Source organism: Catenovulum sediminis, assembly GCF_007289895.1.
Lineage (GTDB): Bacteria > Pseudomonadota > Gammaproteobacteria > Enterobacterales > Alteromonadaceae > Catenovulum > Catenovulum sediminis.
The window spans coordinates 49,661-74,943 of record NZ_CP041661.1 but is presented as its reverse complement, the minus strand read 5'-3'; the positions used below and the strand labels follow the sequence as shown (position 1 = coordinate 74,943).

Sequence of the window (25,283 nt, the reverse complement as noted above, 5' to 3'; positions counted from 1 at the left end):
TGTATGATAAGGTGATATGTTATTGGTGGAGGTGGTATGTTAGATTCAGATTTATTTTCGGTAAAAGACCAAGTTGTTTTGATTACCGGTGCAAGTCGAGGCATCGGGCAGGCGCTGGCAGTCGGTTTTGCGAAAGCGGGAGCTAAGGTTATTTGTGCGAGCTCAAGAGAAGGCGGTACACGTAAAACAGAAGAATTAATTTTGCAGCAAGGTGGTACGGTTAAATCGGTTTTTGCAGATTTATCTGATCATGCTGCAGTTGTTAAAATGTCCCATGATGCGCTGGCCTGTTTTGGCAAAATTGATATATTAATCAATAACGGTGGTACGATTTCGCGCTTTCCGGCGGCAGAATATCCTTTTGATGAGTTTCAAAAAGTAATAGACGTTAATTTAAATTCTGCTTTTCAAATTAGCCAGATCATTGGCCAGAAAATGATAGAAGCAGGGCATGGAAAAATTATCAACATAGCGTCAATGCTCTCGTATACCGGCGGATTAACAGTGCCTGCTTATACCGCGAGTAAACATGCTATTGCGGGCTTAACTAAGGCATTAGCGAACGAATGGGCGGCAAAAAACATTCAGGTTAACGCAATTGCACCTGGTTATTTTGCGACCGATAACACACAAGCACTGCGAGATAATCCAGAGCGTAATCAAGAAATTTTAAAGCGTATACCGACAGGTGCTTGGGGCCAACCTAAACAATTAGTCGGCGCTGCAATCTTTCTTGGAAGTACAGCAAGTGATTACGTAAATGGGCACATTTTAGCCGTGGATGGTGGCTGGTTAGCCAGATAATTTTCAGAATAAGAGAGAGTTTATTATGAGTATTCAATACGAAAGCCGCTATGCGATTGGCCCGAACGAAGCTAAAACATTTGATACGCAAAAACTAAGAGATGCATTTTTACTGCAAGATTTATTTACACCAGAGAAGATACAATTTGTATACACACACTATGAACGCCATATGGTTGGCAGTGCTGTCCCAGTTAAAGAAATTTTAGAGTTGACATCTATTGACCCGTTAAAAAGTGAATTCTTTTTATCGCGCCGAGAATTGGGGGTGGTGAATGTTGGCGGAGCCGGTATTGTTGAAGTGGACGGTGTGCAGCATGAGCTTGATAATAAAGAAGCCTTGTATGTGGGCGCTGGCGATAAAAAGGTAACGTTTGCCAGCAAAGATGCGACTAAACCTGCTAAGTTTTATTTAAATTCTGCGCCGGCACACCATGCGTTCCCTGATAAAAAAGTCACTCGAGAAACAGCGAACGTGCTAAAAATGGGGAGCCCTGAAACCTGTAATCAGCGCGAGATTTATCAACTCATTGTGCGCGAAGTCGTGCAAACCTGTCAGTTGCAAATGGGGTTAACAATTTTAAAACCGGGTAGTGTCTGGAATACCATGCCAGCTCATCAACATGACCGTCGAATGGAGGTTTATCTTTATTTAGATTTACCTGCGGATCAGGCTGTTGCACATTTTATGGGCGAGCCGCATGAAACACGTGTAATCTGGGTGAAAAATGAGCAAGTTGTTGTTTCTCCACCTTGGTCTATTCACAGCGGCGCGGGTTCTTCAAACTACGCGTTTGTCTGGGGAATGTCGGGTGAAAACTTAGATTATGCAGATATGGACAAATACGGACCAGCCGATTTAACTTAATTAACGCCAACCTTCTTCGTGTGTGGGCCTCAAATCTGTCAGTCAGGAAGATTGATTGGGTTTGGGGCTTTTTTTTAATATAGGATTTGTTGATATGAAAATATGCATTAATAAATACGCTGTATTCTCGCTTATTTTGTTTTTAGTGGGGTGCTCACCGTTGATGTTGTGGCAGAAGAAAGAAAAACCAGTCCATATATTTTCTTCTTTTAGAGGAAATGGAGAAGACGGCTTGCACTTGGCGTATAGTTACGATGGTTTAAATTGGACGGCTATTAATCAAGACAAAAGTGTATTACAACCTGAGGTCGGTGGTAAATTAATGCGTGATCCTTGCATCATCAGAGGACCCGAGGGCGTTTTTCATATGGTGTGGACAAGTAGCTGGCAAGATGGTGGGATAGGAATTGCGCATTCAAAAGATTTGATAAACTGGTCAGAGCAAACCTTTATTCCAACCATGGCTGACTACCCGACCGCGCGTAATGCATGGGCGCCTGAAATTTTTTATGATGAGCACCAGCAACAATATATTATTTATTGGGCGTCGACTATACCCGGAAAGTATCCGCAAACTGAAGAAAAAGCGGATAAAGGTTGGGATCACCGAATATATGCCACCACGACTCGAGACTTTGTATCCTACAGCGATACCTTTTTGTTTTTTCAACCCGATTTTAACGTAATTGATTCCACTCTGATAAAAGAGGGCGAAGAATACCTGATGATCTTGAAAGACGAAACCCGTTACCCGCCAGCCAAAAACCTTAAAGTGGCGCGTAGTTTATCTTTAGATGGGCCTTGGGTGGTTGAAGATAAGCCATTTTCACCTGAAAATCTATGGGTTGAAGGACCTACAATGGCAGCTATTGATGGTTGGTATTATGTATATTTTGATGCTTACATTGAGCATAATTATGGTGTCGTCAAAACACGGGATTTTAAAAATTGGCAAGACGTATCACATCAATTGAAAATGCCTATAGGAATGCGCCACGGTAGTGTACTGACGATTAGCGAGAATGTAAGGCCTTTAATGGACAAATTGCTAGCACTTGGCAACTGAAAAGAAGTGTGATGGGAGATTAATGGGAAAGCAAATCGTTGACAGGCGCGCCGACAGCCGGCGCTTGATTTGCTTTCTCATTGTCGTATCTAATTAAATTAGATACCTAAAGCTTGACCACCACCAATTTGGATAGTTTCAGCTGTGATGAAAGAAGCATCTTGACTAACCAAGAATGAAATTACAGATGCAACTTCTTCTGGTTGGCCAAGGCGACCTAACATGATGCTGTCTTTCCAAGAAGCAAATACTTCTGGTTTAGTCGCTTTAATTTGCGCATGGAATGGCGTATCAATTGTACCTGGAGAAACCGCGTTTACACGGATACCGGCAGGCGCTAATTCTTTAGCTAAAGCACGGGTTAAAGTATGAACCGCACCTTTAGAAGTACCATAGATACCTGCACCCGGACCACCTGCATTCCAAGCTGCGTTTGATGTAAAGTTGATAATTGAACCATTTTCAGATTTTTTCAAAAATGGGATCGCAGCGCGAGATACGAAAAATGCACTGTCAAAGTTTAATGCCATAACAAAACGGAAGAACTCAGTTGTCATACCTTCAATTGGGCTACGACCACCAAGACCGCCAGCGTTGTTAACAACAACATCTAACTTACCGTACTTTTCGCCGATAGCAGTTACGTTTTCAGTAACAGCCACATCGTCAGTTACGTCAAAACCTACGTATTCAGCTTCAATACCTGCTTCTTTTAGTTCAGCAATACGCTGTGCGCCTTGCTCGTCTTCAATACCATTCAAAACAAGTGTATAGCCATCTTGACCTAAACGTTTAGCAACTTGGAAACCGATACCACCAGTAGCGCCAGTAATTAAAGCAATTTTTTTAGACATAAATATAATCTCTTCTTAATGTTAATCGTTGTATAGATAAAGTGGTTAAATTGCGGAGTAGAGTTAGCGATGCTTTTCCAACCCCTAAACAATTGAAATTAGTTCGTTATCAGAGCTTCAGACATGTCTCTACTCCTATCTACCCAGGTGTTTGCCTATGTACTAAAGTCCGCGACTCAATTTCAGGCCACGGGGCGAAGAATTATTGACCGCTTGGCGGAAAACATTCATCAATCCTTTACTTGCATTGCGACTTTTGTTGCTGCCGCAAATAAAGGTAAAATTAAATTTTTATGGTTGGCATTGCCGTTTTCGGAATAATCGCACCACGGTGTCTTACTACGGTTGAAGCCACTAGATGTCCGATGTTGGCCGCTCTTTCGGGTGTCGCACCGGCTAAACGTGCACTCAGGTACCCAGCACTAAAAGAATCCCCGGCTGCATTGGTATCTGCCAATTCGTCTTTAGCAACAGGCATCGCAGGGACGCTGATACGCTCACCTTTATTTATTTCTATTAAGCAGGGTTCTATACCGCGCTTTAAAACAATTTCGCTAACGCCAAATCCCGCCAAACGGGCGAAGGTTTGGCTTGGGTCGCTATCACCCCAGATTAGTTGATCATCTTCATATGTATGACAGGCTAAATCTGTGTTTTCTAAAACTTGCTGATACCAATATTGTGCATCTTTCAAATCAGGCCAAAGCTGAGGACGATAATTGTTGTCAAAACATACGGTCGCACCTTGTAGGCGAGCCGATTTCAACCATTGAACCAGTTTTTTCTTACCATCAGTGGGCAAAATAGCCACTGAAATTGCAGATAAATAGATATAATCAAATTGTGCAACTGCCGCTAATTGTTCGTCAAAATCATCGCCGGAAAATAATTCTTTTGCAGCCGATTGACCTCTCCAGTACTGAAAATAACGTTCGCCTGAACTGTCGGTTTCAACAAAATAAAGGCCAGGCAATTTATCTGCAAAGCGGCGAATAAAATCACAGTGAATACCTTCACTTTGCCAATTTTCAATCATCGCGTTGCTGAGTTTGTCTGTGCCCAAACCAGTTACATATTGCACTTGTGCACTATGTACATTTTGCAGCCTTGCCATATACAGGGCGGTATTTAGAGTGTCACCAGCAAAGCTTTTGTGGATCGTGCCATTTGCATCTTCTTGTAGCTCGATCATACATTCGCCGATAAATGCAATTTTTTGGTTTACTGCTTGCTGCTGTGACATACAAACCCTTTTTATTCGTTATGCTGCTTTATTGTGATTCACAATAATAAATTAAAACACAATGTAAGACATAATATAATTATTCATTTCATTTTTGTCAAACAAATAGGGTTAATCTATTATACAATTTGTTTGTTTTTATATCATTTTTGCTTTAATTTGTTGATTTTTATAGTTTTTGTGGTTCTGGGATATTTTAAAAATGAGGGATGAGAATTTAATTCTAAGTTGAGATATGACAGCTATCTGTTCTTAGTGTTGGGATTTTTAACAATAATTTAAATTTTAATCTAACCGTTTTGACAGAAAGCCTTAAAAATAGATAAGACTTTCTGTCGTTTTCATTACAGATTTTTTGTTATACAGATTTGGGGTTAATAATCATAGCCTGTATGACTGTTATGCAATTGATAAAATGTAGTCTGCACGTAATCAAAGTCATCTCCGGAGTTATTCTGATTGTAAGCTCCTGCTTTGAAATACATATACTCGTCATCCGCTAGATGATAGCCGCTATTAGACATGTCAACTTTTTGCACCACATCGGGCTTTCCTTCACGCATAATAGTGACCGTTAAATCATGTCCAGATACTTGGATTTTATAACTAAATACCTCACCCAGTGCGATACCGTCTGTTGGATCTGAAGCTGTGTTTGAGCGACTGCCGAGCATTTCGAAATACAGGTCATCACCGCCTCTTATTTCATGGGCTAAATAAATCGAACCTTTGTTATTGTTGGGCAATTTTCGATAGTATAATCGCGCTGGCTCATCATCTGCAGCATGGATCTGACCAATGATGACTCGGCCTATTTGGTAATCTTCTCCTGTTGTTGTCACATGATCGACTTTTAATGTCGCGGTTAATGTGCCATCTATGCCGCCATATTGTTGTTTGGCGTTTTCACTATAAGTAGAAAAACCCCAATTATTTTTACTGATGCCTTGTGTATCTATTTGAGTATCGCCACGCCGTAACATTTCTCTTAATTCTGAACGGGTGTAACTGGTGTTTGTGGAGGTTTTATAACCAGAGACGGTGGCTTTAAAGACCATACCGCCATCTTCTGCGGTAAAAAAGTAATCTGGGTGAGTATAGCCATTTGCCAGCTCTTGTTCTTTAATGTGATCAGAGCGTCCATTGCCGTCTTCATCTATCGGTACACTAATGGTCCAATCTAATAAGTCAAAATTGCCAGAAGGCGGCAAGTTTGGATTTAAAGCAAAATCAGTTGTAGTCTGGCCAGAGCTGTTGCAACCATAAAGTTTGAATTCGACAATGCCATTGTCTTGAATACTACTGGTTTCCTGAATAATGAGTTTAACATAGCGCGCTTTATGCGTTGTTATTTCAAGTGTTTGAAAAGCACTTGAAGGTGAGGCGTTTTCGTTCGTTAAGTGCGAGTACCAATCTTGTCCATTTTCTGATGTCACAAGATCAAACCGAGTTGTTAACGATTCAGCATTGTACCAATAGGTGCTGATAGATTGGGTAACACTAATTTCACCTAAATCCAACATAAGGTATTGAGGTGTGTCAGATACAGACCATCTAGAGGTGTCAGACAGGTTGTCGTCAATTGCGAGTTCAGCAGAATAATTTGTATATTGAGAATTAGATGTCGCACTTTGTATTGGCAAGCTATATCTTTGTTGACATGCCGTTGTATCTGCAGGAGGACTGATTTTTTTTAGTTCAAACGCATCATACCATGCCTCACCGTCTTGATAAGCTGCATAAACTGTAACTTTTGAACTATTTTGTGAGTTGAACTGTAATGTTTGTCGCTGCCAGTTATCGCTACCGTTCTTTACGCTGTATTGGGCTTGGCTTTCACCATTTTCATTATCTAGCTTAATACCTATTTTACTATGTCCTTTAGTGAATGCGGAAAGTTGATAGTCGCTATTTTTATCAACGGATATGTCCGTTTCAAAATAACCAGATGCTTGCGAAATTTTGGCTGATAGGTTGTGTTGATACGCTTGATTAGAAATGGAAACATCCCCGGCGTGACGCCAATCTTGCCAATTGAGTTCAAAACCTAGGTTGTTCGTTGGCGTGTCTTCTAGTTCTACATCTATTTTTTTGTCTGAGCTACAAGCGGCTAAAAGCATGCTTGTAATTAAAGCGCTGTATAGCGCAATTGACTGACTGTGTGTTTTCATATTTGTATTACATGTAAGTTGATATTGTTTGATAAAATATATTGTGAATGATTTGTTGGCAAGAAAATTTATTCTGATGGAAACTGGAATTGGTCATATTCCGTTGATTAACAAATAAAGAAAATTGCTCTGTGTAGCCGCCTCACACCGAGCTTAATTTTCGACTTATTTTCCATTTGTTTTTTACTTTTAGGTATCGTTTTTCTTTTACTGATTTATCACATGATCTAACGAATATAAGCCACGTGTTTGTGTCGTTTGCTGTTCAATTTTTTCCAGCGCTTTTGCTTCGCTCGCGTCAAACAATGCATTAATTAATCTTTGAAAATGCTTGTGCATGGCGGCTCTGGCTTTGTTGGTATCGCGTTCTTTTAGTGCTTCTAATATTTCACTGTGCTCTTGTAGCGTTTTTTCGTGATTTTGGCTGCAGATGTCGTCATAAGCCTGTATGACGTCACTACGCGTGGTTCGAATTTTCCATAAACCCAGAATGGCTTTCAGTATCGCTTTATTTTTTGTTGCTTTAGCGATGATTAAATGAAAGGTCTCATCGGCTTCTTCAACATCTTTACCTTGTGCAATTTGTTCAACTGTTTTTTCTAAGGCGGATAATTGATCGTCTGTAATTGAAAGTGCTGCGAGTGCGGCTGCTTCACCTTCAAATAAAGCTCGAGCTTGAGTTAGCTCAAATGCACTAATGGTTACTTCTGGTTCTTCCTCTTCTTTGTGCGTAAGTACATAGACACCAGAACCTGTTTTTACTTCAACACGGCCGCGAACTTCCAATGCAATAATTGCTTCGCGAATTGTCGGACGACTTACATTGTAACATTCAACAAATTCTCGTTCTGGCGGTAATCTAGAGCCTAGCGGAAATTCACCTGAATCAATTCTGGCTTCAATTTTTTCGACTATACTCCAAAACATTCTTTTATTTTTCATTGTTATACCTAAAAAGTAAAAAAGTTATATCAATTGACTATAATCTATTTTACATGTTTTTATCAATATTTGAATAACATTGTCATACATGGGGTTCTTTTTGTAAGTCATGTGATTTAATTTTTGTTTGACAAATGTTGGTTGTTTGGTTAATTTGTAAAGTAAGTCCTATTGATACGCACAGTCGTTAACAAACTGAAGGCTCAAGCACCATGAAAAACTTAAATAAAAAAATTAACAATTTCTTTAACAAGGATGCAGGAGAACATTTTAAAATGAGCTCGTTAAATAAAGCGATTTTAAGTGCTTTATTTGTATCTGCAGTTGCTCCAGCTCAAGCACAAGAAGCAACAGATAATGATGAAGTCAACGAGGAAGTAACAGAGACCATCCAGGTAACTGGTATGCGTGCTACTATGACTCGCTCGTTGAGTGAAAAGAAAAATACAGTCGCAATTGTTGATGCAATGGCTGCCGCAGATTTTGGTGAACTTCCAGGTTTGTCTCTTTCTGACGTTATCGAAAACATTACCAGTGTATCGGGTCACCGAGGTAAAGGTAGTGCCTCTGAAATGTCTATCCGTGGTTTAGGGCCGTTTTTAGGTTTCGCCACGTTTAACCAACGTACAGTAACTAGTGCGGGTGCATCTCGTGCGGTTAACTTTAAAAAATTCCCGTCTGAATTAAGTGATAAAGTTGTTGTGTATAAATCACAACAAGCTGATTTAATTGAAGGGGGTGTTGCTGGTACGATCAACGTTGATCCCCTTAAAGCACTTGATTATGGCAAAAGCTTAATTCAGGCAGAAATCGAAGGTGTCTATAACTCTCATACCGCGCGTCAAGACGGTTACAGTGGGTTAGGGCATGAGTTTAGTATTTCTTATGTTGATCAATACCGCAATACAGGTATGGGTGATATTGGTGTTTCAGTCGGTTATAAAGAATCAGATTCTTCTAACCCTGAAGAGAGTGTTTTATCCAGCTCGTCAATGTATTCGTGTGCAACTCGATTGGCAGATGGCACACCATTAACGCCATTTTCAAACGATTGTGAAGATGATGATAGAAACCCAGGTGTAGCAGTTGATCGTTCTAATATTGATCAGTACGACCTATCATCTGTGTATTTAACCCCTTCTAGCTATACTTTCCGAAATCAGGAAGAGGAAGATGAGCGCCAGGCATTTGTTGGTACGCTACAGTGGCAACCAAGCGGCGACTGGGATATTCACGTTGATGTTGAATATTCAAATAACTTCTATTTTGAAGACCGACATGATTTGCTTTTAACCAGTGCGCGTCGCGAATTAGATGATCAAATTGTAGGTCAAGATCATGCGCTTTTATATGCGACCGGCAAAGCTAAAATGGAAGCGCAAGGATATTACCGTGAAGAAGATGAAACCTATAACGGTTCAGGTATTAATATTGAGCATTATGTAAATGATAGCTTGCGTGTTGAGTTAGATTTATCTTATTCAAAATCTTATCGTAACCGTACCAGTTGGAAATCTCGCGTGGTTACTGGCGATTATTGGAATTATTCACTGGATTTACGCGGTGAGCGTTTACCTACACTCACTTTCTTAGACGAAAACCGTAAAGCAGAAGGTGAAGCAGGGTATACAGGTGTTGGTGTATTTGATCCAACCAGTGCTGAATCTTGGTCTACCAGTTATAACAATGGCCGCGCAACCCGAAACCGCTATGAACGTGAAATGGAAGAGCGTTTCGATAGAATCAAAGCGGTTAAATTTGATGCTGAATATATTGTAGATAATGGTTTTATCTCAACTGTTAAAGCGGGTGTTCGTTACTCTGAAGAATCACTATATTCGGATAATGATGACGATAGAGCGATCGACCCGACGACGGGCGAAGATACTTCAGAATACCGCGTTGATGATGAAGCGTTAGGTAATTTATTAATCGCAAATTGTTTTAAAGACTGGTCAAATCCTGAATGGATGTCGAGCGAAGATGGTGTTGCAATTGCGGGCAACAGCGGTAAAGAAACGCCAGCCAATCAATGGGCACAGTTTGATGGCCGTTGTGGTTTTGCCAATATCTCGCAACAAGGCGAATTACAGCCAGACGGTACTTATTCATTTGTTGACATTGGTCCGTATGAAGATCGTCGTAGTGCGGGTGATGATTTAATCGATGAAAATATCCTAGCGGTATACGCAATGAGTAACATTAATACCAGCTTATTCGGTTACGATGTAACAGGTAATGTAGGTGTGCGTGTTGTTGAAACAAGCATTGAATCAACCGGTTATGCTGGTTCATATGAAATAGTTACGAGCCTGAATGATGATGGCACGACAAACTATAAAATGGAAACCAATGAAGGTGAGGTCGACGTTTACGTTCGCGACAATAAATCAACTCGCGTACTGCCAAGTGCGAATATTACTTTCCACTTAGATAATGATGTGATGTTACGTGGTGCTTTATATAAAGCAATGTCTCGTCCGAATTTACAAGACTTAGGTGCAGGTCGAGTTATTCAAGTGAGTGATGATAATGACATTACCGATCCCGCAGACTTGATTAGACGTGTTGATGGTGACAACCCTTACATGGATCCATTAATGTCATCTAATGCGGATGTGTCTTTAGAGTGGTATCCGTCAGAAGATATGTATGTATCGGCTGCTTATTACTTTAAAAAATTCTCGGCGAATTTCCGCGGCGTTGAGTTAAACGAAACGTTAAACATTGATGGACAGGATATTCCTGCAATCGTAAATTCATTTACTTATACAGATGATCCTGCCTATTTACGCGGTATCGAGTTGTCTTATCAACATAACTACGCATTTTTACCAGAGCCTTTTAATGGTTTGGGGACTAAAGTGTCATATAACTATGCATCTTCATCGTTTGAAAACGAAGATGGTGAATTTGGTGATGTATACAACGTCGATGGAGAGTTAGAGCAGGAAGGTTACGATTTTATCGACCCAGCTAACGTTTTTGGCTTCTCTAAACATGTTTTCTCGGGCTCTGTATATTGGGATATCGGTGATTTTGAATTCCGTGTGTTGTACAAATCACGTTCAAAATACTTCCAGCCAAACTCGGGCGCGCGTGCAAACCGTTACGTAGAACCGTTTGAGTATGTGGATGCAACTGCAAAATACAAGATTAACAAAAACTTCTCCTTGTATTTTAAAGCGCAAAACGTACTGGATGAAGCGCAATACATGACGCGTGGTACACAAACCACACCAACCCTGATTTCAAGTTCAGGTCCTAAATACTTCTTAAGCTTAAAAGCTAAATTTTAATGTTGTCCCTGCCAGTGTATCGACATGATGCACTGACTTGAGTGTTCGGAGCGCATCGTTACCTACTTAAGGTGCGCTCCTTTTTTAAGCCTGAAGATTGTTTGTTAGAACGGAGTTTTTATGAAAGTACACCAATTACTACTCGGTATCCTATTATCCGCTGCGAGTAGTTTAGCGCTGGCAGCACAATATAAAGTAGCAAACCAGTCAGAATACGAAATTGCAGCTCAAAAACTGTCTGCAGGTGATACTGTTATTTTGGCAAGTGGTGAATGGAAGAACTTTGAAATCGTATTTAAAGGAAAGGGCACGAAAGAAAAACCTATTACATTAACAGCCGAAACAAAAGGTAAAGTGGTTTTAACTGGGCAATCTAACTTACGTTTAGCCGGTGAATATCTAGTCGTTTCAGGACTGGTTTTTAAAGACGGCTATACGCCGAGCAACTCTGTTATTTCATTTAAATATAACGATAAAGAACTGGCAAATAATAGCCGTGTAACAGAAGTTGTCATTGACGAATTCAGTAATCCAGACAGGTTTGAATCTGATTATTGGGTTGCGCTGTATGGTAAAAATAACCGCTTTGACCATTCATTTTTGCGCGGCAAAAGAAATAAAGGTGTGACGATGGCTGTGCGCTTGAATACTGAAGCAAGCCAGCAAAACCATCACTTAATTGACCATAACTATTTTGGGCCCCGTCCGACGTTTGGCTCAAATGGCGGTGAAACTTTGCGCATTGGTACCAGTCATTATTCATTAACCGATTCGTACACGCGTGTTGAAAACAATTACTTTGACCGATGCGATGGTGAAGTTGAAATTATTTCGGTTAAGTCAGGTAAAAACCAACTTAAAAATAACGTATTTTTTGAATCGCGTGGCACATTAACTTTGCGTCACGGCAATGGTAACGTTATTGAGAATAATGTCTTTTTAGGCAATGGTGTTGAGCATACCGGTGGTATTCGTGTAATTAACCGAGACCAAGTGGTGCGTAATAACTATTTATCAGGTTTAACCGGTTATCGTTTTGGTAGTGGCTTTACTATCATGAATGGGGTACCTAATTCTCCAATTAACCGTTATCACCAAGTGGTTAATGCGGTAGTTGAAAACAATACTTTAATCAACGTTGAAAATATTTATTTAGGAGCAGGTTCTGACAGTGAGCGCACTGCAACCCCTAAAGATTCTCGTTTTAAAAATAACCTAATTATAAATGACACCAAAAAGTCACCATTTAGTGTATTTGATGATATGAGTGGTATTGATTTTGTTGACAATTTAGTCAACTTTGAGCCCTCTGCTATCAAACAGGGTCTTAAAAAGAAAAGTGTATCGTTACGCAAAGATAAAAACGGCTTATTGGTATTAAAGGGCGGCAAATACGGCGCACAGTTAGATAAAGTATTAGAGAAAAATGACGCAGGTCCAAACTGGTACAGTAAAGCCGATCTGAAAAAATCTTTTGATAGTGGAAAGGTGATTGCTGTTAAACCTGCAGATAGCGTGTTGTCAGAGACGTTAGCACAAGCACAGTCTGGTGATGTTATTGAGTTAGCAAGTGGCGAATATGTCGCACGTAAAATATTGGCTGTCCATAAAACCATTACTTTTAAAGCAGCACAAAATGCTGAAGTGGTCATTTACCCAGAGCGTAGCTCACTATTTGAAATCCAAAACTTAGGTTCTTTAAAGTTACAGGGGATTACTATTAGCGGCCAGCGTAGCCCGGATTCAAGCGGCAATGTACTTATCCGAACGCAAAAATGGGGGATGTACAATAACTACGATTTTATTATGCACAACAGCAAAATTGTCGATTTAGATATTAATCATTCATTCCACTTTTTTGATGCGGGTGCGCGCAGTTTTGCTGACTTAATTGAATTACAGGGTAACGAATTTATTAATATTACGGGTGATTTGTTACGCCTGAATCGAGAAACAGACGACTTAGGCATCTATAACGCTGAATATGTTGTTTTGAAAAATAATAAATTTGACGGCGTGCAAGGCGTATTAATTGATTTGTACCGGGGTGGTCGAGATGAAAGTACATTTGGTCCGCACCTTGCCATGACAGACAATACAGTGAGTCAAGTTGGTTTAGGTAAACGCAATAAATTAGATGCATCGATTCGTTTACATGGGGTTCAGCATTCAGTTGTTGAAAATAACTTATTTAACAACAGCGAGCTTATCAAGATAGAGCATACGGTTGGCGATCCGCAAACTTATATTCGTAATAACGTATTTAAAAATACGGAAAAACCAACAGCGGTAGAACTTGTTTTTAAACAAACACCCACTGCAATCATTGAACAAAACGAATATAAATAAGGGGCGCTAATCGCAATGAAATTATCTAAATTTAATCGATATGTTGTGTTGGGCCTTGCGATTTCATATGTTGGCATTGCTCCAGTCTCATCAGCTTATGCGGGTCAACTGTTGAGTAAGAATACTCAGCAGCTGGTCGAGCACCCTAATTTGGTGAACACCTTTGAAGATGTAATGGCAATGCGTGAAGCCATTAAAGTATCAGGACGTTTTCAAACTGAATTTTTAAATAAACAGGCTCGTTTAGACAAAGCAATTGAGCAGCCTTTAAATGTACCGTATCCAAAAGATGCGGGCGGCGGTTATACGCACGAAGTACACAAAAACAACTATCGTTTGATGTACGATGCCGGGATTTTGTACCAAATCACGCAAGATCCTAAATATGCTAACTATGTCAAAGACGTGTTATTTGAATACGCTAAGTTGTATCCGACCTTGTCACTGCATCCAGAGGTTAAAAGTTCTAATCCGGGACAGCTATTCTGGCAGGGGTTAAACGAAGCGGTTTGGTTAGTACATACTATTCAGGCTTATGACGCTGTGTTGCCACATTTGTCAGAGTCAGAACGTGAAACGATTGAAAAAGGTGTGTTAGAGCCAGTCGCGCTATTTTTATCAGAAGAGTCACCACAAACTTTTAATAAAGTTCATAACCATGGTACTTGGGCAACATGTGCTGTGGGCATGACCGGCTACGTACTGGATAAACCCGAGTGGGTTGAAAAAGCGCTATATGGTTTGGATAAATCCGGCACTGGCGGTTTTATGCGCCAGCTAGATGAGCTGTTTTCGCCAAACGGTTACTACAATGAAGGGCCCTATTATCAGCGTTATGCTTTGATGCCATTTGTAACCTTTGCAAAAGCAATTGAAAACAATCAGCCAGAGCGAAAAATATTTGAATATCGCGATCAAGTGTTATTAAAAGCGATTAATACCACGGCGCAATTAAGTTATAACGGGTTATTTTTTCCGATAAATGACGCGATAAAAGATAAAGGTATCGACACGATTGAACTTGTTCATGGCATTGCAATTGCGTACGGGATTACCGGTGAAACTGGATTGTTAGATATCGCCAAACAACAAGGGCGCGTGATATTGACAGGGGATGGTTTACAAGTTGCAAAAGCGCTGGATAAAGGCCAAGAAACTGACTATCAATTCAAAACGCAAGCGTTTGGTGATGGTGCAAGCGGAAACGAAGGTGCATTTGTTGTTTTACGCAGTGATAGCAGCAAAAAAGCCAGTGTCGTCACTTTTAAAGCAACCTCTCAGGGGTTAGGCCACGGTCATTTTGATAAAATGGGCTTGTCATTTTATGACAATGGCGCAGAAATTTTGACAGACTATGGCGCAGCGCGCTTTTTAAATGTCGTGGCAAAATTTGGTGGTCGCTATTTACCTGAAAATGATTCATATGCACAGCAAACGGTTGCGCATAATACATTGGTTGTAGACGAAACCAGTCATTTTGATGGTATTACCGAAGTTGGCAATCAGCATCATCCTAAACTTGAGCTGTTTGCTAATGACAAGCAAGTTAAATTGGCTTCAGCCTCTATCGATACTGCTTACCAAGGCGTTGGTTTAACGCGCACGACTGCATTAGTGGCCGTGCCAGAAGAAAACATCGATTGGGTGATTGATATATTTGCGGCTCAATCTAAAACCCAGCATCAATATGATTTGCCATTTCACTATAGTGGGCATTTTATTGAAGCCAACTTCGACTACCAAGCGCATGCTGAAAGCTTAAACGCTTTAGGCACTAAAAGTGGTTATCAACATTTGTGGTTAACCGCGCAAGCTCAACCATCAGATGAGCAACAGATTCGAAAAATCACTTGGCTAAACGATAATGGCCGATTTTATAGTCTGAATGCGGTCAACTCGCCCAATTTAGAAGTGTTGTTTACACGCGCTGGCGCAAATGATCCTAATTTTAACTTACGTGAAGACAAAGCTTTTATTTTACGTGCTAAAGGGCAAACAGATTATCAGTTTGTCAGTTTGTTAGAAGCGCATGGCGAGTATAACCCTTCAAAAGAATACACCTTAAAAAGTAAAAGTAGCATCAAGTCGTTGAGCTATGAACAACAAGGTGCAGTTCACATGGTTTATGTAGAAAGAGATGACAATAGTCAGTTTGTTATCGCTTATCACAATCAATCCGGTCAATCACAGTCGTTTGTAGTGGATGGGCACACCTATGCACTCAATCAAACGGTTAAATTATTTAAGTTAGCAAAGAAGTGAGAATGTTATGAGCGAAAGTAAATGTTTTGTATATGCCGACGAAGTTCCAGTAGAAGATTTGGGTGGAGGTATTACTCGTCAAATACTGGGTTACAACGATAGCCTAATGGTCGTTAAAGTTTGGTTTAAAAAAGGCGCTGAAGGTTATGTGCATAGCCATCATCATTCTCAGGTAACTTACGTTGAGTCAGGTGAATTTGATGTCAATGTTGGTGGAGAAATTAAGCGTTTAAAAGCCGGTGATAGTTTTTATATCCCGCCACATGTGGAGCATGGGGCAGTCTGTCAAAGTGAAGGGGTTTTACTGGATACCTTTAGCCCTGTCCGCGAAGACTTTTTAGGAGCTTAATGTGAAAAACTCTTCTTTTAAAATGAAGCATTTGAGATGGTTGGTTGTCAGCCTGGTCTCATTTGCAACCATTATTAACTATATTGACAGAACTGCTTTATCGGTAATGTGGCCTAGTGTTGCTGAAGATTTAGGCATGGATAGTCACGATTATGCCAATATCATGAGTGTCTTCTTAATTGCCTATGCAGTGGGTCAGGCTCTGTTTGGTAAAATATTTGACCTAGTGGGCACGCGTATTGGCTTTTTGCTTTCTATCGTTGTTTGGTCTGTTTCAATTGCGCTGCATGCGGTTGCAACTTCAGTGGCCTCTTTCAGTTTATTCAGGGTTTTACTAGGTCTGGGTGAAGCCGGTAACTGGCCGGGTGCGACTAAGGCTAATGCCGAGTGGTTTCCAATTAGAGAGCGTGCCTTGGCGCAGGGAATATTCGGTGCCGGTGCTTCTATGGGGAGCATTATTGCGCCACCATTAGTCGCTGCTTTATATGCCTTTTTCGGTTGGCAGGCAACCTTTATCATTGTTGCAAGCTTAGGTTTTGTTTGGTTGATTCCATGGTTAATCGTGTATAAATGTGGTCCGGATGCGCACCCTTGGATTACTGAAGAAGAGCGTCAATACATTTTAACCGGTCAAAAAGCAGTTGAGTTAGATGATAAAATTGATGAGCTTAAAGTAGATGAATATGTGCCAACTTTAAAACAGTTGTTGTCACATCGTCAAAGCTGGAGCGTGATTTTAGGTCGTTTCTTTATAGAACCTATCTGGTGGTTATTTGTTGCTTGGTTGCCTTTGTATTTAAACGATAAGTTTGGATTTAATGTTAAAGAAATCGGTGCTTCAGCTTGGATCCCTTACGTTGGTGCAGCAATCGGCGCGATTTTTGGCGGTTGGTTGTCCGGTCGCTTAATCAAAAGTGGTTGGAGTGTAAATAAAGCGCGTAAGACGGTTGTTGCTTTAGGTGGCGCGTGTATGTTGCCTGCTTTACTTGCAACTTCCGTTGCCAGTAGCCCGATGTTGGCGATGGGGTTAATTGCAATTATCTTGTTTGGTTTCCAAACTGCGATAAACAATATCCAAACTTTGCCGAGCGATTATTTCTCAGGTAAAAGTGTCGCTTCACTTGCCGGTATTAGTGGTGCGGTTGGTGTGGTCAGTGTTATTACCGCAATACAGATAGTGCCTATTATCACGCAAGACGGAACATATTATTTACCGTTCTTTATTTTAGGCGCATCTTTGGTGCCATTGATGTTGATCGCGGTACTGTTGGTTGGCGGTAAAATTAAACCTGTTAAACGCAAAGACGAACCTATGAATGGTGCGCATAGCGTAACAGAACATTAATTATTAAAGTTTGAGTGTCGTGTAAGCTCAAGGACGAGCTTTTTTATTGTCAGACATTTGTTTTGTAAAGGTGATCATGCGCTGGTAATTGCTTTTAGTTCAATCTGTAATCTTTCTTTTTATTTAATGTCACTTCGAGTTACATTTATACCTTTCTACTTGATTCTTCTGTCTTACATCTAGTCGGTTGATGCACATCTATTAACTTTAAATGTTTTACAAATTTGGCTTGTTTTTTTATAAAAAACAGCGGATTTTCTAGCCTGTTTGCTGTAATAGACTATAGTTAGTATGTTTTTTCTGCTTTTAATGGCCGTTATTTAAGCCCAGTTGAAATATTTTGTTTTATTTATTTTGAAAATATGTTGACATTTGTGTATTACAAATTGATACTAATTGTAAGTCACTTATATTGATTTGTAATGTTAATTGTAAGAGTCATTAAATAGGATTGAAGGTATGAATAAAAAAATAATAGCGTTGTCTGTCACAGCGTTGCTGACAACAGGTTGCAATGGGGTGTATGACAATTTTGATCCGGCAAATGCACATGGCACGATAGAATTAAACGGAAATGTTGAAGTTGGTAGTAATCTAACCGTTGACGTAGCAGACATAGACGGTTTGAGCGGAACGGTAAATTACACTTGGTGGGCTGGTGAGACGCAAATTAGTGGTGTTTCAGGTAACAGCTATACATTAACCGCTGACGAAGTTGGCTCATATATTTCGGTAAAAGCAGAATATACGGATGATGCAGGTCAGGCTGAAAGCTTGTTAATTAAAACAACCGATCCAGTGCCAGAGATGGTCAGTGACGGTGTGATTACAATTTCTGGCATTCCAGATGATGGTGTTATTTTATTCGGCGCTGAATTAACGGCTGATGTAACTGACGCTGATGGCGTTGACGGTAGTATTAGTTATCAGTGGTATGCAGACGATGCGGCAATTACCGGCGCAACGGCAGCAAGTTACACAACAACAATAAATGAAGTGGGCAAACAGATTTCTGTGCAGGCAACTTACACTGATTCATTTGGTTTAGTTGAAATGCCTGTTTCTAATAAGACGAATCCGATCATTGATCCAACTTCATATAGCCTTACCTTAAGTCAAACTTCAGATATTACTGTAGGCATGGATTTAACGGCTACCTTGAGCGTTAACGATGCGACAGCCACCTATCAGTGGTATGCAGATGATGTTGCTATAACCGGAGCGACAAGCGCAAATTATACGGTTGCAGCGACGGACTTAGAGAAAACCTTGTCGGTGACAGTAACCTACCAAAATGGTAGTAAAGATTTAACTGAAACTGCAACGGATGTTGTTTATTCGGCGGTTGTTAAAAATGCTGCAGAACTGATTTCAGCCGTGCAAAACGCCGCTGAAAATGATGTTATCGCATTGGGTAGTGCGATAGGGGGTACCTATACAGATATCGCTTTTGATGCGAATACAACAGGATCAGACGTTGGTTTAGTGGTATCAACAAACGGTGTTAAATTAACGCGCACTAAAGATAGTGACGCGGTTATCAAAGGCAAAACCTGTTTTGCACTAACGGGTGATAATGTTGTTATCGACGGGCTGGTTTTTGAAGAAAATGAAGCATTCTTTGCAGGTGGTGGTTCTGGTGATACCGCTTGTGACTCTTCAAGCTCTACCGATGCAATGTTAAAAATGGATGGCAACGGTGTTGTCGTTCGCAATACAACTTTCAAAGATCATGTAGGTGATCAAGGTTTCTTCTGGATTGAGATTAAAGGCCTAAATAGTATCGTTGAGCGCAACTTGTTTAGTGGTACGGATGCCTCTATTAACAAGAGTGGTGCTATTTCAATCTGGCACAATGAAACAGATGGTGACCAAGAAGGGCATACTGTTCAGTACAATCACTTCACTAATTTCACTACGGATGGTTCAGCTGCCAGTGAGGCTTTTGCCATGCAGGTTGGTCGTACAACCGGTGAAGGTTCAACCCACTTGGGTAAAAACACAATTCAGTATAACTTGTTTGATACTGTGCAGGTTAAAGAGCGTTTGTTCCGTGTTCAAGGCTCTCAAAATACCATTAAAGGCAATACCATTGTTAACTCTGTGGGTATGATTTCATTAGAAGACGGTGCTTTTAATACGGTTTCTGACAATATTATTATTGCTGGCTCTGGTTTGAAAACTGGTGGTATTGGTTTGTCTGCGTTAGGCCATACGATTAGCAATAACTATATTGCTGAAGATGCTTATACCGGTGGTGACCGTGGTGGTATTTATATCCACGACGATATGTTGGGTAACAGTGGTAATAAGTTAACCATTGCTAATTATACCGATGCAGAGTTAGCGGTAACTATTAACAACAATACTATTTTAAATGTTGCTCAAGCGTTTGGCTTTGATGACAAAGACTCAGGTTGTCTTACTTTCCCGCCTTATTTGAATACCAGCAATAACTTAATTGCTGCAACTTCTGACAGCGGTTTAAGTAAAACAGTGGGTACTGAGTCTAACGATTTCACCGGTATCGGTTGCTCGTTAAACTCTAACTCAGTTAAGACAAATAACCATGTATTTGTTTCAGATGTCACAGATGGTGGCTCAGTTGATATCTCTACTGTCTCAGGCGACGTAGATGGTGCCGAAACGACAACCAATGCAGATGGTCTAGTGAGTGGTACGGGCGCTCAAGCAGGTGTAGGTGCCGATGTATCTAAACTTTATAAAATATCTGCTGATGAAGTAGGCCCAGGTTCTACTTGGACATGGTCACTTTAATACTTCTTTATCGTTAACGAGTGTAATTTTAAAGTATTTAGAAAAGGAGCGTTTACGCTCCTTTTTGTTTTTTCACTATCTGTGTTTTCAATTATCTTTTTCTTTATTAAGCATGTTTGTCGGCCTAATAAAGTAACAAACATTCATTCATATTATTTGAAGTTTTGGCTCTCGTTATACCTAGTTTGTCAGATCTAGGCTTAGGGTGTACCACCAAAACTTCAATATCAATCTTGATTATTCATTATCACTCAAATACAATCTTAAGGGTTGTTTGTATTTGGGGGGATTATGCAAAAGAACATCATCAACAAAATTTTAATTTGTCTGCTGTTGTGCACGCATTGGGTGTGTGCAGAAGAAACAGAATTAATGCCAAAAACAATTTTCATTGCCGGGGATTCAACAGCTGCAAGATACAACAAAGAAGATCAGCAAGGCTGGGGAGGTGTTTTCGAAAGCTATTTCAACTTAACAAAAGTAAAAATAGATAACAGAGCAAGAGGGGGACGTAGTAGCCGGACATTTATCACGGAAGGTTTATGGCAGCAGTTATTAAATGATGTTCAGGCAGGTGACTTGGTGCTTATCCAGTTTGGTCATAATGATGCAAGTCCGGTGAATGATGCACGACGGGCACGCGGAACATTAGCAGGTATTAAAGAGGAGTTTGTTGATATTCAAAATAAACTAACCGGACAACAAGAGCGTGTTTATACTTTTGGGCATTATATTCGACAAATGGTCTCGGACGTTCGCGAGAAAAATGCGACGCCCGTACTGATGTCTTTGACTGTTAGAAATAAGTGGTACGGGCATCGTATTGAAAGAGGTTCCGGCAAATACGGCTATTGGATGTATCAGTTAGCATGGGAGTTAAATACAGCTTATCTGGATGTTACCAATGCTGTTGCGGATAAATTAGAAACATTAGGCGCAGCGCAAACGGCTGCTTTTTATCCCAAAGACCATACACACTTCAATCACATGGGTGCACATATACACGCTCAATCAGTTGTCGCGGTATTAAAAGGAATCAAACCCAAATTAAATAAAAGCTATTTTAGTGAGCGAGGTCTTACTATTGAATCTTATGATTGGACGTGGTTGCGTCTGCCCGTGGTTGCTGATCAGTCATTGCGTAGTGTCTTTATGGTAGGTGACTCGACGGTGAGAAACGGTGCTGGAGATGGCGCTAATCTTGAGTGGGGTTGGGGCTCGTTGCTGGGAGAGTTTGTCGATACTAATAAAGTTAATTTAGTCAATCGCGCCATTGGTGGTTTGAGTAGCAGAACATTTGTTACAGGTGGGCATTGGCAGCGAGCGTTAAATATGATGAAACCGGGTGACTTTGTTTTGATACAGTTTGGCCACAACGACGCCGCTGCTCTAAACGACAATCACAGAGCACGTGGCACGATTAATGGTATTGGTGTTGAATATGAAGAAATCAACAACATGCTTACCAAACAGCAAGAGAAAGTTCTAAGTTATGGTGGTTATTTGCGCAAAATGATTGGTGAAGCATTAGCATTTGGCGTTAAACCCATCATAGTTACGCCAGTCCCTCGAAAAATTTGGCAGAAAGATACAGCACAAATAAAATTAGATAACGAGCGATATCCACTATGGGCTAAGCAGGTTGCACGACAAAGTGGTACAACGTTAATTGATCTACACAATCAAGTTGCGCAGGAATACAACCAGCTTGGACAATTAAAAGTAGATAAGCTATTTGCCGATAAACATACGCATACCAGTTATGAAGGCGCGCGATTGTCAGCCAGTTTAGTTGCAGCCGAACTACAATATATTTTAGCCCACTAGAAGGTAGATCAAATGATTAGCTTAGGCTTAAGAGCGCACGATTATGGTACGGGTACACCGGCCCATATTGCTCAGAAATTAGCAGCTTATAAGCCGGATTGTATTCAACTGGCATTAGCAAAATCTTTCCCGTTTATACAAGAAAAACCTGGCCAAATAACGCCCGGACTCGCTCAACATATTAGAGATGCTTTTGCTCAATATCACATTAATATTGCTGTGTTAGGGTGTTATATTAATCCTATTCACCCCGACCCAAAACAGAAAGAGTTATCTTTACAGCGATTTGAAGAACATCTCAGATTTGCCCGCGATTTTGGTTGCGCGATTGTCGGCACCGAAACAGGCTCGTGCAACGCAGATTGCAGTTATCACCCGAAAAGCCAAAGTGAATCTGCTTTTTTAGAGTTGGTTGATTCTATCCGAAGATTGGCTGACACAGCAGAAAAATACGGTACTATTGTTGGGATTGAAGGGGTTGCGCATCATCACACCATTCACTCATACGAAAAAATGGTACGTCTGCTAGAGTTGGTAAACTCTGCTAATGTTCAGGTGATTTATGACCCTGTCAATTTTTTCCCGCTGGGTCAGTGCACTCGTCAACACGAACTGATGGAAAAAGCATTTGAAATGTTTGGTGACAAAATTGTTGCAGTACACTGTAAAGACTTTGTCATTGAAAATGGAAAAAAAGAAGGCGATTTGCCCTCTGGTACAGGCGAATTTGACCATGCCTATTTGTTGAATTGGTTGGCGCGCGAGAAACCGCTTATACATACTATTTTAGAAAATACAAACTCAGAAAACATTCATCAAGTCCAGGCATTTATGCGCCACCAATTGAAGAATATTTAAGGTTATGTCGTGTTTATTGCACTGCAATAAACACGACATCGATAATGAACCACTAAGCTAAATCAAACCTATCTGCATTCATTACTTTACTCCACGCACACACAAAATCGTTGACAAATCGCGCTTGTGAATCATCACAAGCATACGACTCGGCTAATGCTCGAAGTTGAGAGTTAGAGCCAAAAACTAAATCAACACGTGTGGCTGTCCACTTTAGTTCGCCATTTTTACGACATCGGCCCTCAAAGATTTCATCGTCGGTACCGCTGATATGCCATTGTGTCGACATATCTAATAAGTTAACGAAAAAATCATTACTTAATACTTCAGGGCGTTTAGTAAACACACCATGTTGTGATTGCTCGGTATTGGCATTTAACACCCTTAATCCACCCACCAGTACCGTCATCTCTGGTGCGGTCAATTGCAATAACTGTGCACGGTCAATTAGCATGTGCTCTGCGCCAATACTGAATTTTTTCTTTTGAAAATTTCTAAAACCGTCAGCGATCGGTTCAAGTGGCTCAAAAGAAGCGACATCGGTTTGATCCTGTGTTGCATCAGCTCGTCCAGGTGTAAAGGGCACTTCGATTTTATAACCTGCGTCACTCGCCGCCTTTTCGACAGCTGCACAACCAGCCAAAACAATCACATCTGCCAATGAAACTGCTTTATTACCGGATTGCTGCTGATTAAAGTCACTTTGAATGCCCTCTAATACGTTTAATACCTTTTGCAATTGTTTAGGCTGATTCACTTGCCAGTCTTTTTGTGGCGCTAATCGAATACGCGCACCATTGGCACCTCCTCGCATATCTGATCCGCGAAATGTTGATGCTGAAGCCCATGCAGTCGATACTAATTGCGCTATACTCAGTCCCGAAGATAAAACTTTGTTTTTAAGTAATGTGATATCTGCATCATGAATTAAATCATGCTCAACTGAGGGAAGCGGATCTTGCCAGATTAATTCTTCGTCGGGCACTTCCGGACCTAGATAACGAGCAATCGGACCCATATCCCGATGTGTCAGTTTATACCATGCTTTGGCGAAAGCATCTGCTAATTCATCGGGGTTCTGGTGAAAATGACGTGAAATCTTTTCGTACTCTGGATCTTCCCGCAATGCTAAATCTGTGGTTGCCATCATAGGCGCATGATGTTTTATCGGATCAAATGCATCCGGCACAGTTCCTTTGCCATCTTCGTTTTTCGGTTTCCATTGATGTGCGCCGGCTGGGCTTTTTGTAAGTTCCCACTCATAACCAAACAAGGTATCAAAAAAGCTGTTATCCCATTTTGTCGGTGTTGGCGTCCAAGCGCCTTCTAAACCACTGGTGATCGTATCACCAGCATTACCTTTGCCCAGACTATTTAACCAACCAAAACCTTGAGCTTCTAACGGTGCACCTTCCGGTTCTGGGCCAACGTGCGCGGGATCGCCAGCACCGTGTGTTTTACCAAAGGTGTGTCCCCCTGCAATTAACGCGACGGTTTCATAATCATCCATGGCCATACGCTTAAAAGTTTCGCGGATATCAACAGCTGCAGCGAGTGGATCCGGGTTAGCATTTGGACCTTCTGGGTTAACATAGATCAAACCCATTTGTACGGCCGCCAGCGGGTTTTCTAAATCGCGCTCACCACTGTATCTCTCATCACCCAGCCAATCTTTTTCAGCGCCCCAATAAACGTCTTCTTCAGGTTCCCAGATATCTTCACGGCCGCCGGCAAAACCAAAAGTTTTTAAACCCATGCTTTCAAGCGCTACATTACCGGCTAAAATCATCAGATCTGCCCAGGAAATTTTATCGCCGTATTTTTGTTTAAGCGGCCATAATAATCGCCGCGCTTTGTCTAAATTGCCATTATCCGGCCAACTGTTTAAGGGGGCAAAACGCTGTGAGCCTGTGCCGGCGCCACCACGACCATCTCCAATTCTGTATGTACCCGCACTGTGCCAAGCCATACGGATAAAAAACGGTCCATAATGTCCATAATCGGCAGGCCACCAGTCTTGGGAGTCTGTCATTAATTCTTCTAGATCTTTTTTTAAAGCGGCGTAATCCAGCTTGTTAAACATTTCTGCATAGTTAAACCCTTCAGGCATAGGACTAGACTTATCACTATGCTGATGCAAAATATTCAGATTGAGCTGGTTAGGCCACCAGTCTTGGTTAGCTGTGCCTTTGTCTCCAACCTTGGTGCGTGAACCATGCAGGACAGGGCATTTGCCTTCAGGTGCAGAATCGTTTCTACCCATGACTT

General features: G+C 40.9%; 16 protein-coding genes. 11 read left to right on the top strand and 5 right to left on the bottom strand.

Features of this window, described 5'->3' with window-relative positions; all coding sequences use genetic code 11:
• Nucleotides 1–36 precede the first annotated feature (36 nt).
• From FNT16_RS17920 to FNT16_RS17910, 3 genes are all read left to right on the top strand, one after another.
• Complete coding sequence (locus FNT16_RS17920) at nucleotides 37–804, top strand: SDR family NAD(P)-dependent oxidoreductase (RefSeq protein ID WP_143873125.1); 768 nt, start codon at nucleotides 37–39, stop codon at nucleotides 802–804.
• A 25-nt stretch (nucleotides 805–829) separates the two neighbouring features.
• The gene (gene kduI, locus FNT16_RS17915) at nucleotides 830–1,672 is read left to right on the top strand and encodes a 5-dehydro-4-deoxy-D-glucuronate isomerase (protein WP_143873123.1); all 843 of its coding nucleotides are present in this window, start codon (nucleotides 830–832) and stop codon (nucleotides 1,670–1,672) included.
• A gap of 94 nt (nucleotides 1,673–1,766) precedes the next feature.
• Nucleotides 1,767–2,738 (top strand): glycoside hydrolase family 43 protein, encoded by a 972-nt coding sequence (locus FNT16_RS17910; protein WP_221935100.1) that lies wholly within the window; start codon nucleotides 1,767–1,769, stop codon nucleotides 2,736–2,738.
• A gap of 98 nt (nucleotides 2,739–2,836) precedes the next feature.
• Here FNT16_RS17910 and FNT16_RS17905 read toward each other — a convergent pair whose 3' ends face one another.
• From FNT16_RS17905 to FNT16_RS17890, 4 genes are all read right to left on the bottom strand, one after another.
• The gene (locus FNT16_RS17905; RefSeq protein WP_143873121.1) at nucleotides 2,837–3,592 is read right to left on the bottom strand and encodes an SDR family NAD(P)-dependent oxidoreductase; all 756 of its coding nucleotides are present in this window, start codon (nucleotides 3,590–3,592) and stop codon (nucleotides 2,837–2,839) included.
• Between the two features lie 283 nt (nucleotides 3,593–3,875).
• Nucleotides 3,876–4,835, bottom strand: a complete 960-nt coding sequence (gene kdgK, locus FNT16_RS17900) for a 2-dehydro-3-deoxygluconokinase (RefSeq protein WP_143873119.1) — start codon at nucleotides 4,833–4,835, stop codon at nucleotides 3,876–3,878.
• 374 nt (nucleotides 4,836–5,209) lie between these two features.
• Nucleotides 5,210–7,006 (bottom strand): polysaccharide lyase family 7 protein, encoded by a 1,797-nt coding sequence (locus tag FNT16_RS20570; RefSeq protein WP_143873117.1) that lies wholly within the window; start codon nucleotides 7,004–7,006, stop codon nucleotides 5,210–5,212.
• 207 nt (nucleotides 7,007–7,213) lie between these two features.
• Nucleotides 7,214–7,948 carry a FadR/GntR family transcriptional regulator gene (locus FNT16_RS17890; RefSeq protein ID WP_143873115.1) on the bottom strand — a complete coding sequence of 245 codons (735 nt, stop codon included), beginning with the start codon at nucleotides 7,946–7,948 and terminating at the stop codon, nucleotides 7,214–7,216.
• A gap of 275 nt (nucleotides 7,949–8,223) precedes the next feature.
• Between FNT16_RS17890 and FNT16_RS17885 the strand changes: the two genes are divergently transcribed.
• From FNT16_RS17885 to FNT16_RS17850, 8 genes are all read left to right on the top strand, one after another.
• Nucleotides 8,224–11,247 carry a TonB-dependent receptor gene (locus tag FNT16_RS17885; protein ID WP_185976789.1) on the top strand — a complete coding sequence of 1,008 codons (3,024 nt, stop codon included), beginning with the start codon at nucleotides 8,224–8,226 and terminating at the stop codon, nucleotides 11,245–11,247.
• A gap of 120 nt (nucleotides 11,248–11,367) precedes the next feature.
• Entirely contained in the window at nucleotides 11,368–13,596 is a 2,229-nt protein-coding gene (locus FNT16_RS17880) for a polysaccharide lyase 6 family protein (protein WP_143873111.1), read from the top strand.
• A 15-nt stretch (nucleotides 13,597–13,611) separates the two neighbouring features.
• Nucleotides 13,612–15,858 carry a heparinase II/III domain-containing protein gene (locus FNT16_RS17875; RefSeq protein WP_143873109.1) on the top strand — a complete coding sequence of 749 codons (2,247 nt, stop codon included), beginning with the start codon at nucleotides 13,612–13,614 and terminating at the stop codon, nucleotides 15,856–15,858.
• A gap of 7 nt (nucleotides 15,859–15,865) precedes the next feature.
• Nucleotides 15,866–16,207, top strand: coding sequence for a cupin domain-containing protein (locus FNT16_RS17870; protein ID WP_143873107.1), 342 nt, complete (start codon nucleotides 15,866–15,868; stop codon nucleotides 16,205–16,207).
• Between the two features lie 22 nt (nucleotides 16,208–16,229).
• Nucleotides 16,230–17,552 carry an MFS transporter gene (locus tag FNT16_RS17865; RefSeq protein ID WP_143873878.1) on the top strand — a complete coding sequence of 441 codons (1,323 nt, stop codon included), beginning with the start codon at nucleotides 16,230–16,232 and terminating at the stop codon, nucleotides 17,550–17,552.
• 459 nt (nucleotides 17,553–18,011) lie between these two features.
• Nucleotides 18,012–20,330, top strand: coding sequence for a chondroitinase-B domain-containing protein (locus tag FNT16_RS17860; protein WP_143873105.1), 2,319 nt, complete (start codon nucleotides 18,012–18,014; stop codon nucleotides 20,328–20,330).
• Nucleotides 20,331–20,621: 291 nt separating this feature from the next.
• Nucleotides 20,622–22,157 carry a rhamnogalacturonan acetylesterase gene (locus FNT16_RS17855; protein WP_143873103.1) on the top strand — a complete coding sequence of 512 codons (1,536 nt, stop codon included), beginning with the start codon at nucleotides 20,622–20,624 and terminating at the stop codon, nucleotides 22,155–22,157.
• Between the two features lie 12 nt (nucleotides 22,158–22,169).
• The gene (locus FNT16_RS17850) at nucleotides 22,170–23,015 is read left to right on the top strand and encodes a sugar phosphate isomerase/epimerase family protein (RefSeq protein WP_143873102.1); all 846 of its coding nucleotides are present in this window, start codon (nucleotides 22,170–22,172) and stop codon (nucleotides 23,013–23,015) included.
• Nucleotides 23,016–23,067: 52 nt separating this feature from the next.
• On the opposite strand, the gene katG is transcribed toward FNT16_RS17850, so the two are convergent.
• Complete coding sequence (gene katG, locus FNT16_RS17845; RefSeq protein WP_143873100.1) at nucleotides 23,068–25,278, bottom strand: catalase/peroxidase HPI; 2,211 nt, start codon at nucleotides 25,276–25,278, stop codon at nucleotides 23,068–23,070.
• Nucleotides 25,279–25,283: the final 5 nt, after the last annotated feature.

Bases quoted from the DNA above. Each gene is read 5' to 3' on its own strand.
- FNT16_RS17855 (WP_143873103.1), top strand. From the start codon at position 20,622: ATGCAAAAGAACATCATCAACAAAATTTTAATTTGTCTGCTGTTGTGC.
- FNT16_RS17905 (WP_143873121.1), bottom strand. From the start codon at position 3,592: ATGTCTAAAAAAATTGCTTTAATTACTGGCGCTACTGGTGGTATCGGT.
- FNT16_RS17885 (WP_185976789.1), top strand. From the start codon at position 8,224: ATGAGCTCGTTAAATAAAGCGATTTTAAGTGCTTTATTTGTATCTGCA.
- FNT16_RS17880 (WP_143873111.1), top strand. From the start codon at position 11,368: ATGAAAGTACACCAATTACTACTCGGTATCCTATTATCCGCTGCGAGT.
- FNT16_RS17850 (WP_143873102.1), top strand. From the start codon at position 22,170: ATGATTAGCTTAGGCTTAAGAGCGCACGATTATGGTACGGGTACACCG.
- FNT16_RS17860 (WP_143873105.1), top strand. From the start codon at position 18,012: ATGAATAAAAAAATAATAGCGTTGTCTGTCACAGCGTTGCTGACAACA.
- FNT16_RS17920 (WP_143873125.1), top strand. From the start codon at position 37: ATGTTAGATTCAGATTTATTTTCGGTAAAAGACCAAGTTGTTTTGATT.
- kduI (WP_143873123.1), top strand. From the start codon at position 830: ATGAGTATTCAATACGAAAGCCGCTATGCGATTGGCCCGAACGAAGCT.
- FNT16_RS17870 (WP_143873107.1), top strand. From the start codon at position 15,866: ATGAGCGAAAGTAAATGTTTTGTATATGCCGACGAAGTTCCAGTAGAA.
- katG (WP_143873100.1), bottom strand. From the start codon at position 25,278: ATGGGTAGAAACGATTCTGCACCTGAAGGCAAATGCCCTGTCCTGCAT.
- kdgK (WP_143873119.1), bottom strand. From the start codon at position 4,835: ATGTCACAGCAGCAAGCAGTAAACCAAAAAATTGCATTTATCGGCGAA.
- FNT16_RS17910 (WP_221935100.1), top strand. From the start codon at position 1,767: ATGAAAATATGCATTAATAAATACGCTGTATTCTCGCTTATTTTGTTT.
- FNT16_RS17875 (WP_143873109.1), top strand. From the start codon at position 13,612: ATGAAATTATCTAAATTTAATCGATATGTTGTGTTGGGCCTTGCGATT.
- FNT16_RS20570 (WP_143873117.1), bottom strand. From the start codon at position 7,006: ATGAAAACACACAGTCAGTCAATTGCGCTATACAGCGCTTTAATTACA.
- FNT16_RS17865 (WP_143873878.1), top strand. From the start codon at position 16,230: ATGAAGCATTTGAGATGGTTGGTTGTCAGCCTGGTCTCATTTGCAACC.
- FNT16_RS17890 (WP_143873115.1), bottom strand. From the start codon at position 7,948: ATGAAAAATAAAAGAATGTTTTGGAGTATAGTCGAAAAAATTGAAGCC.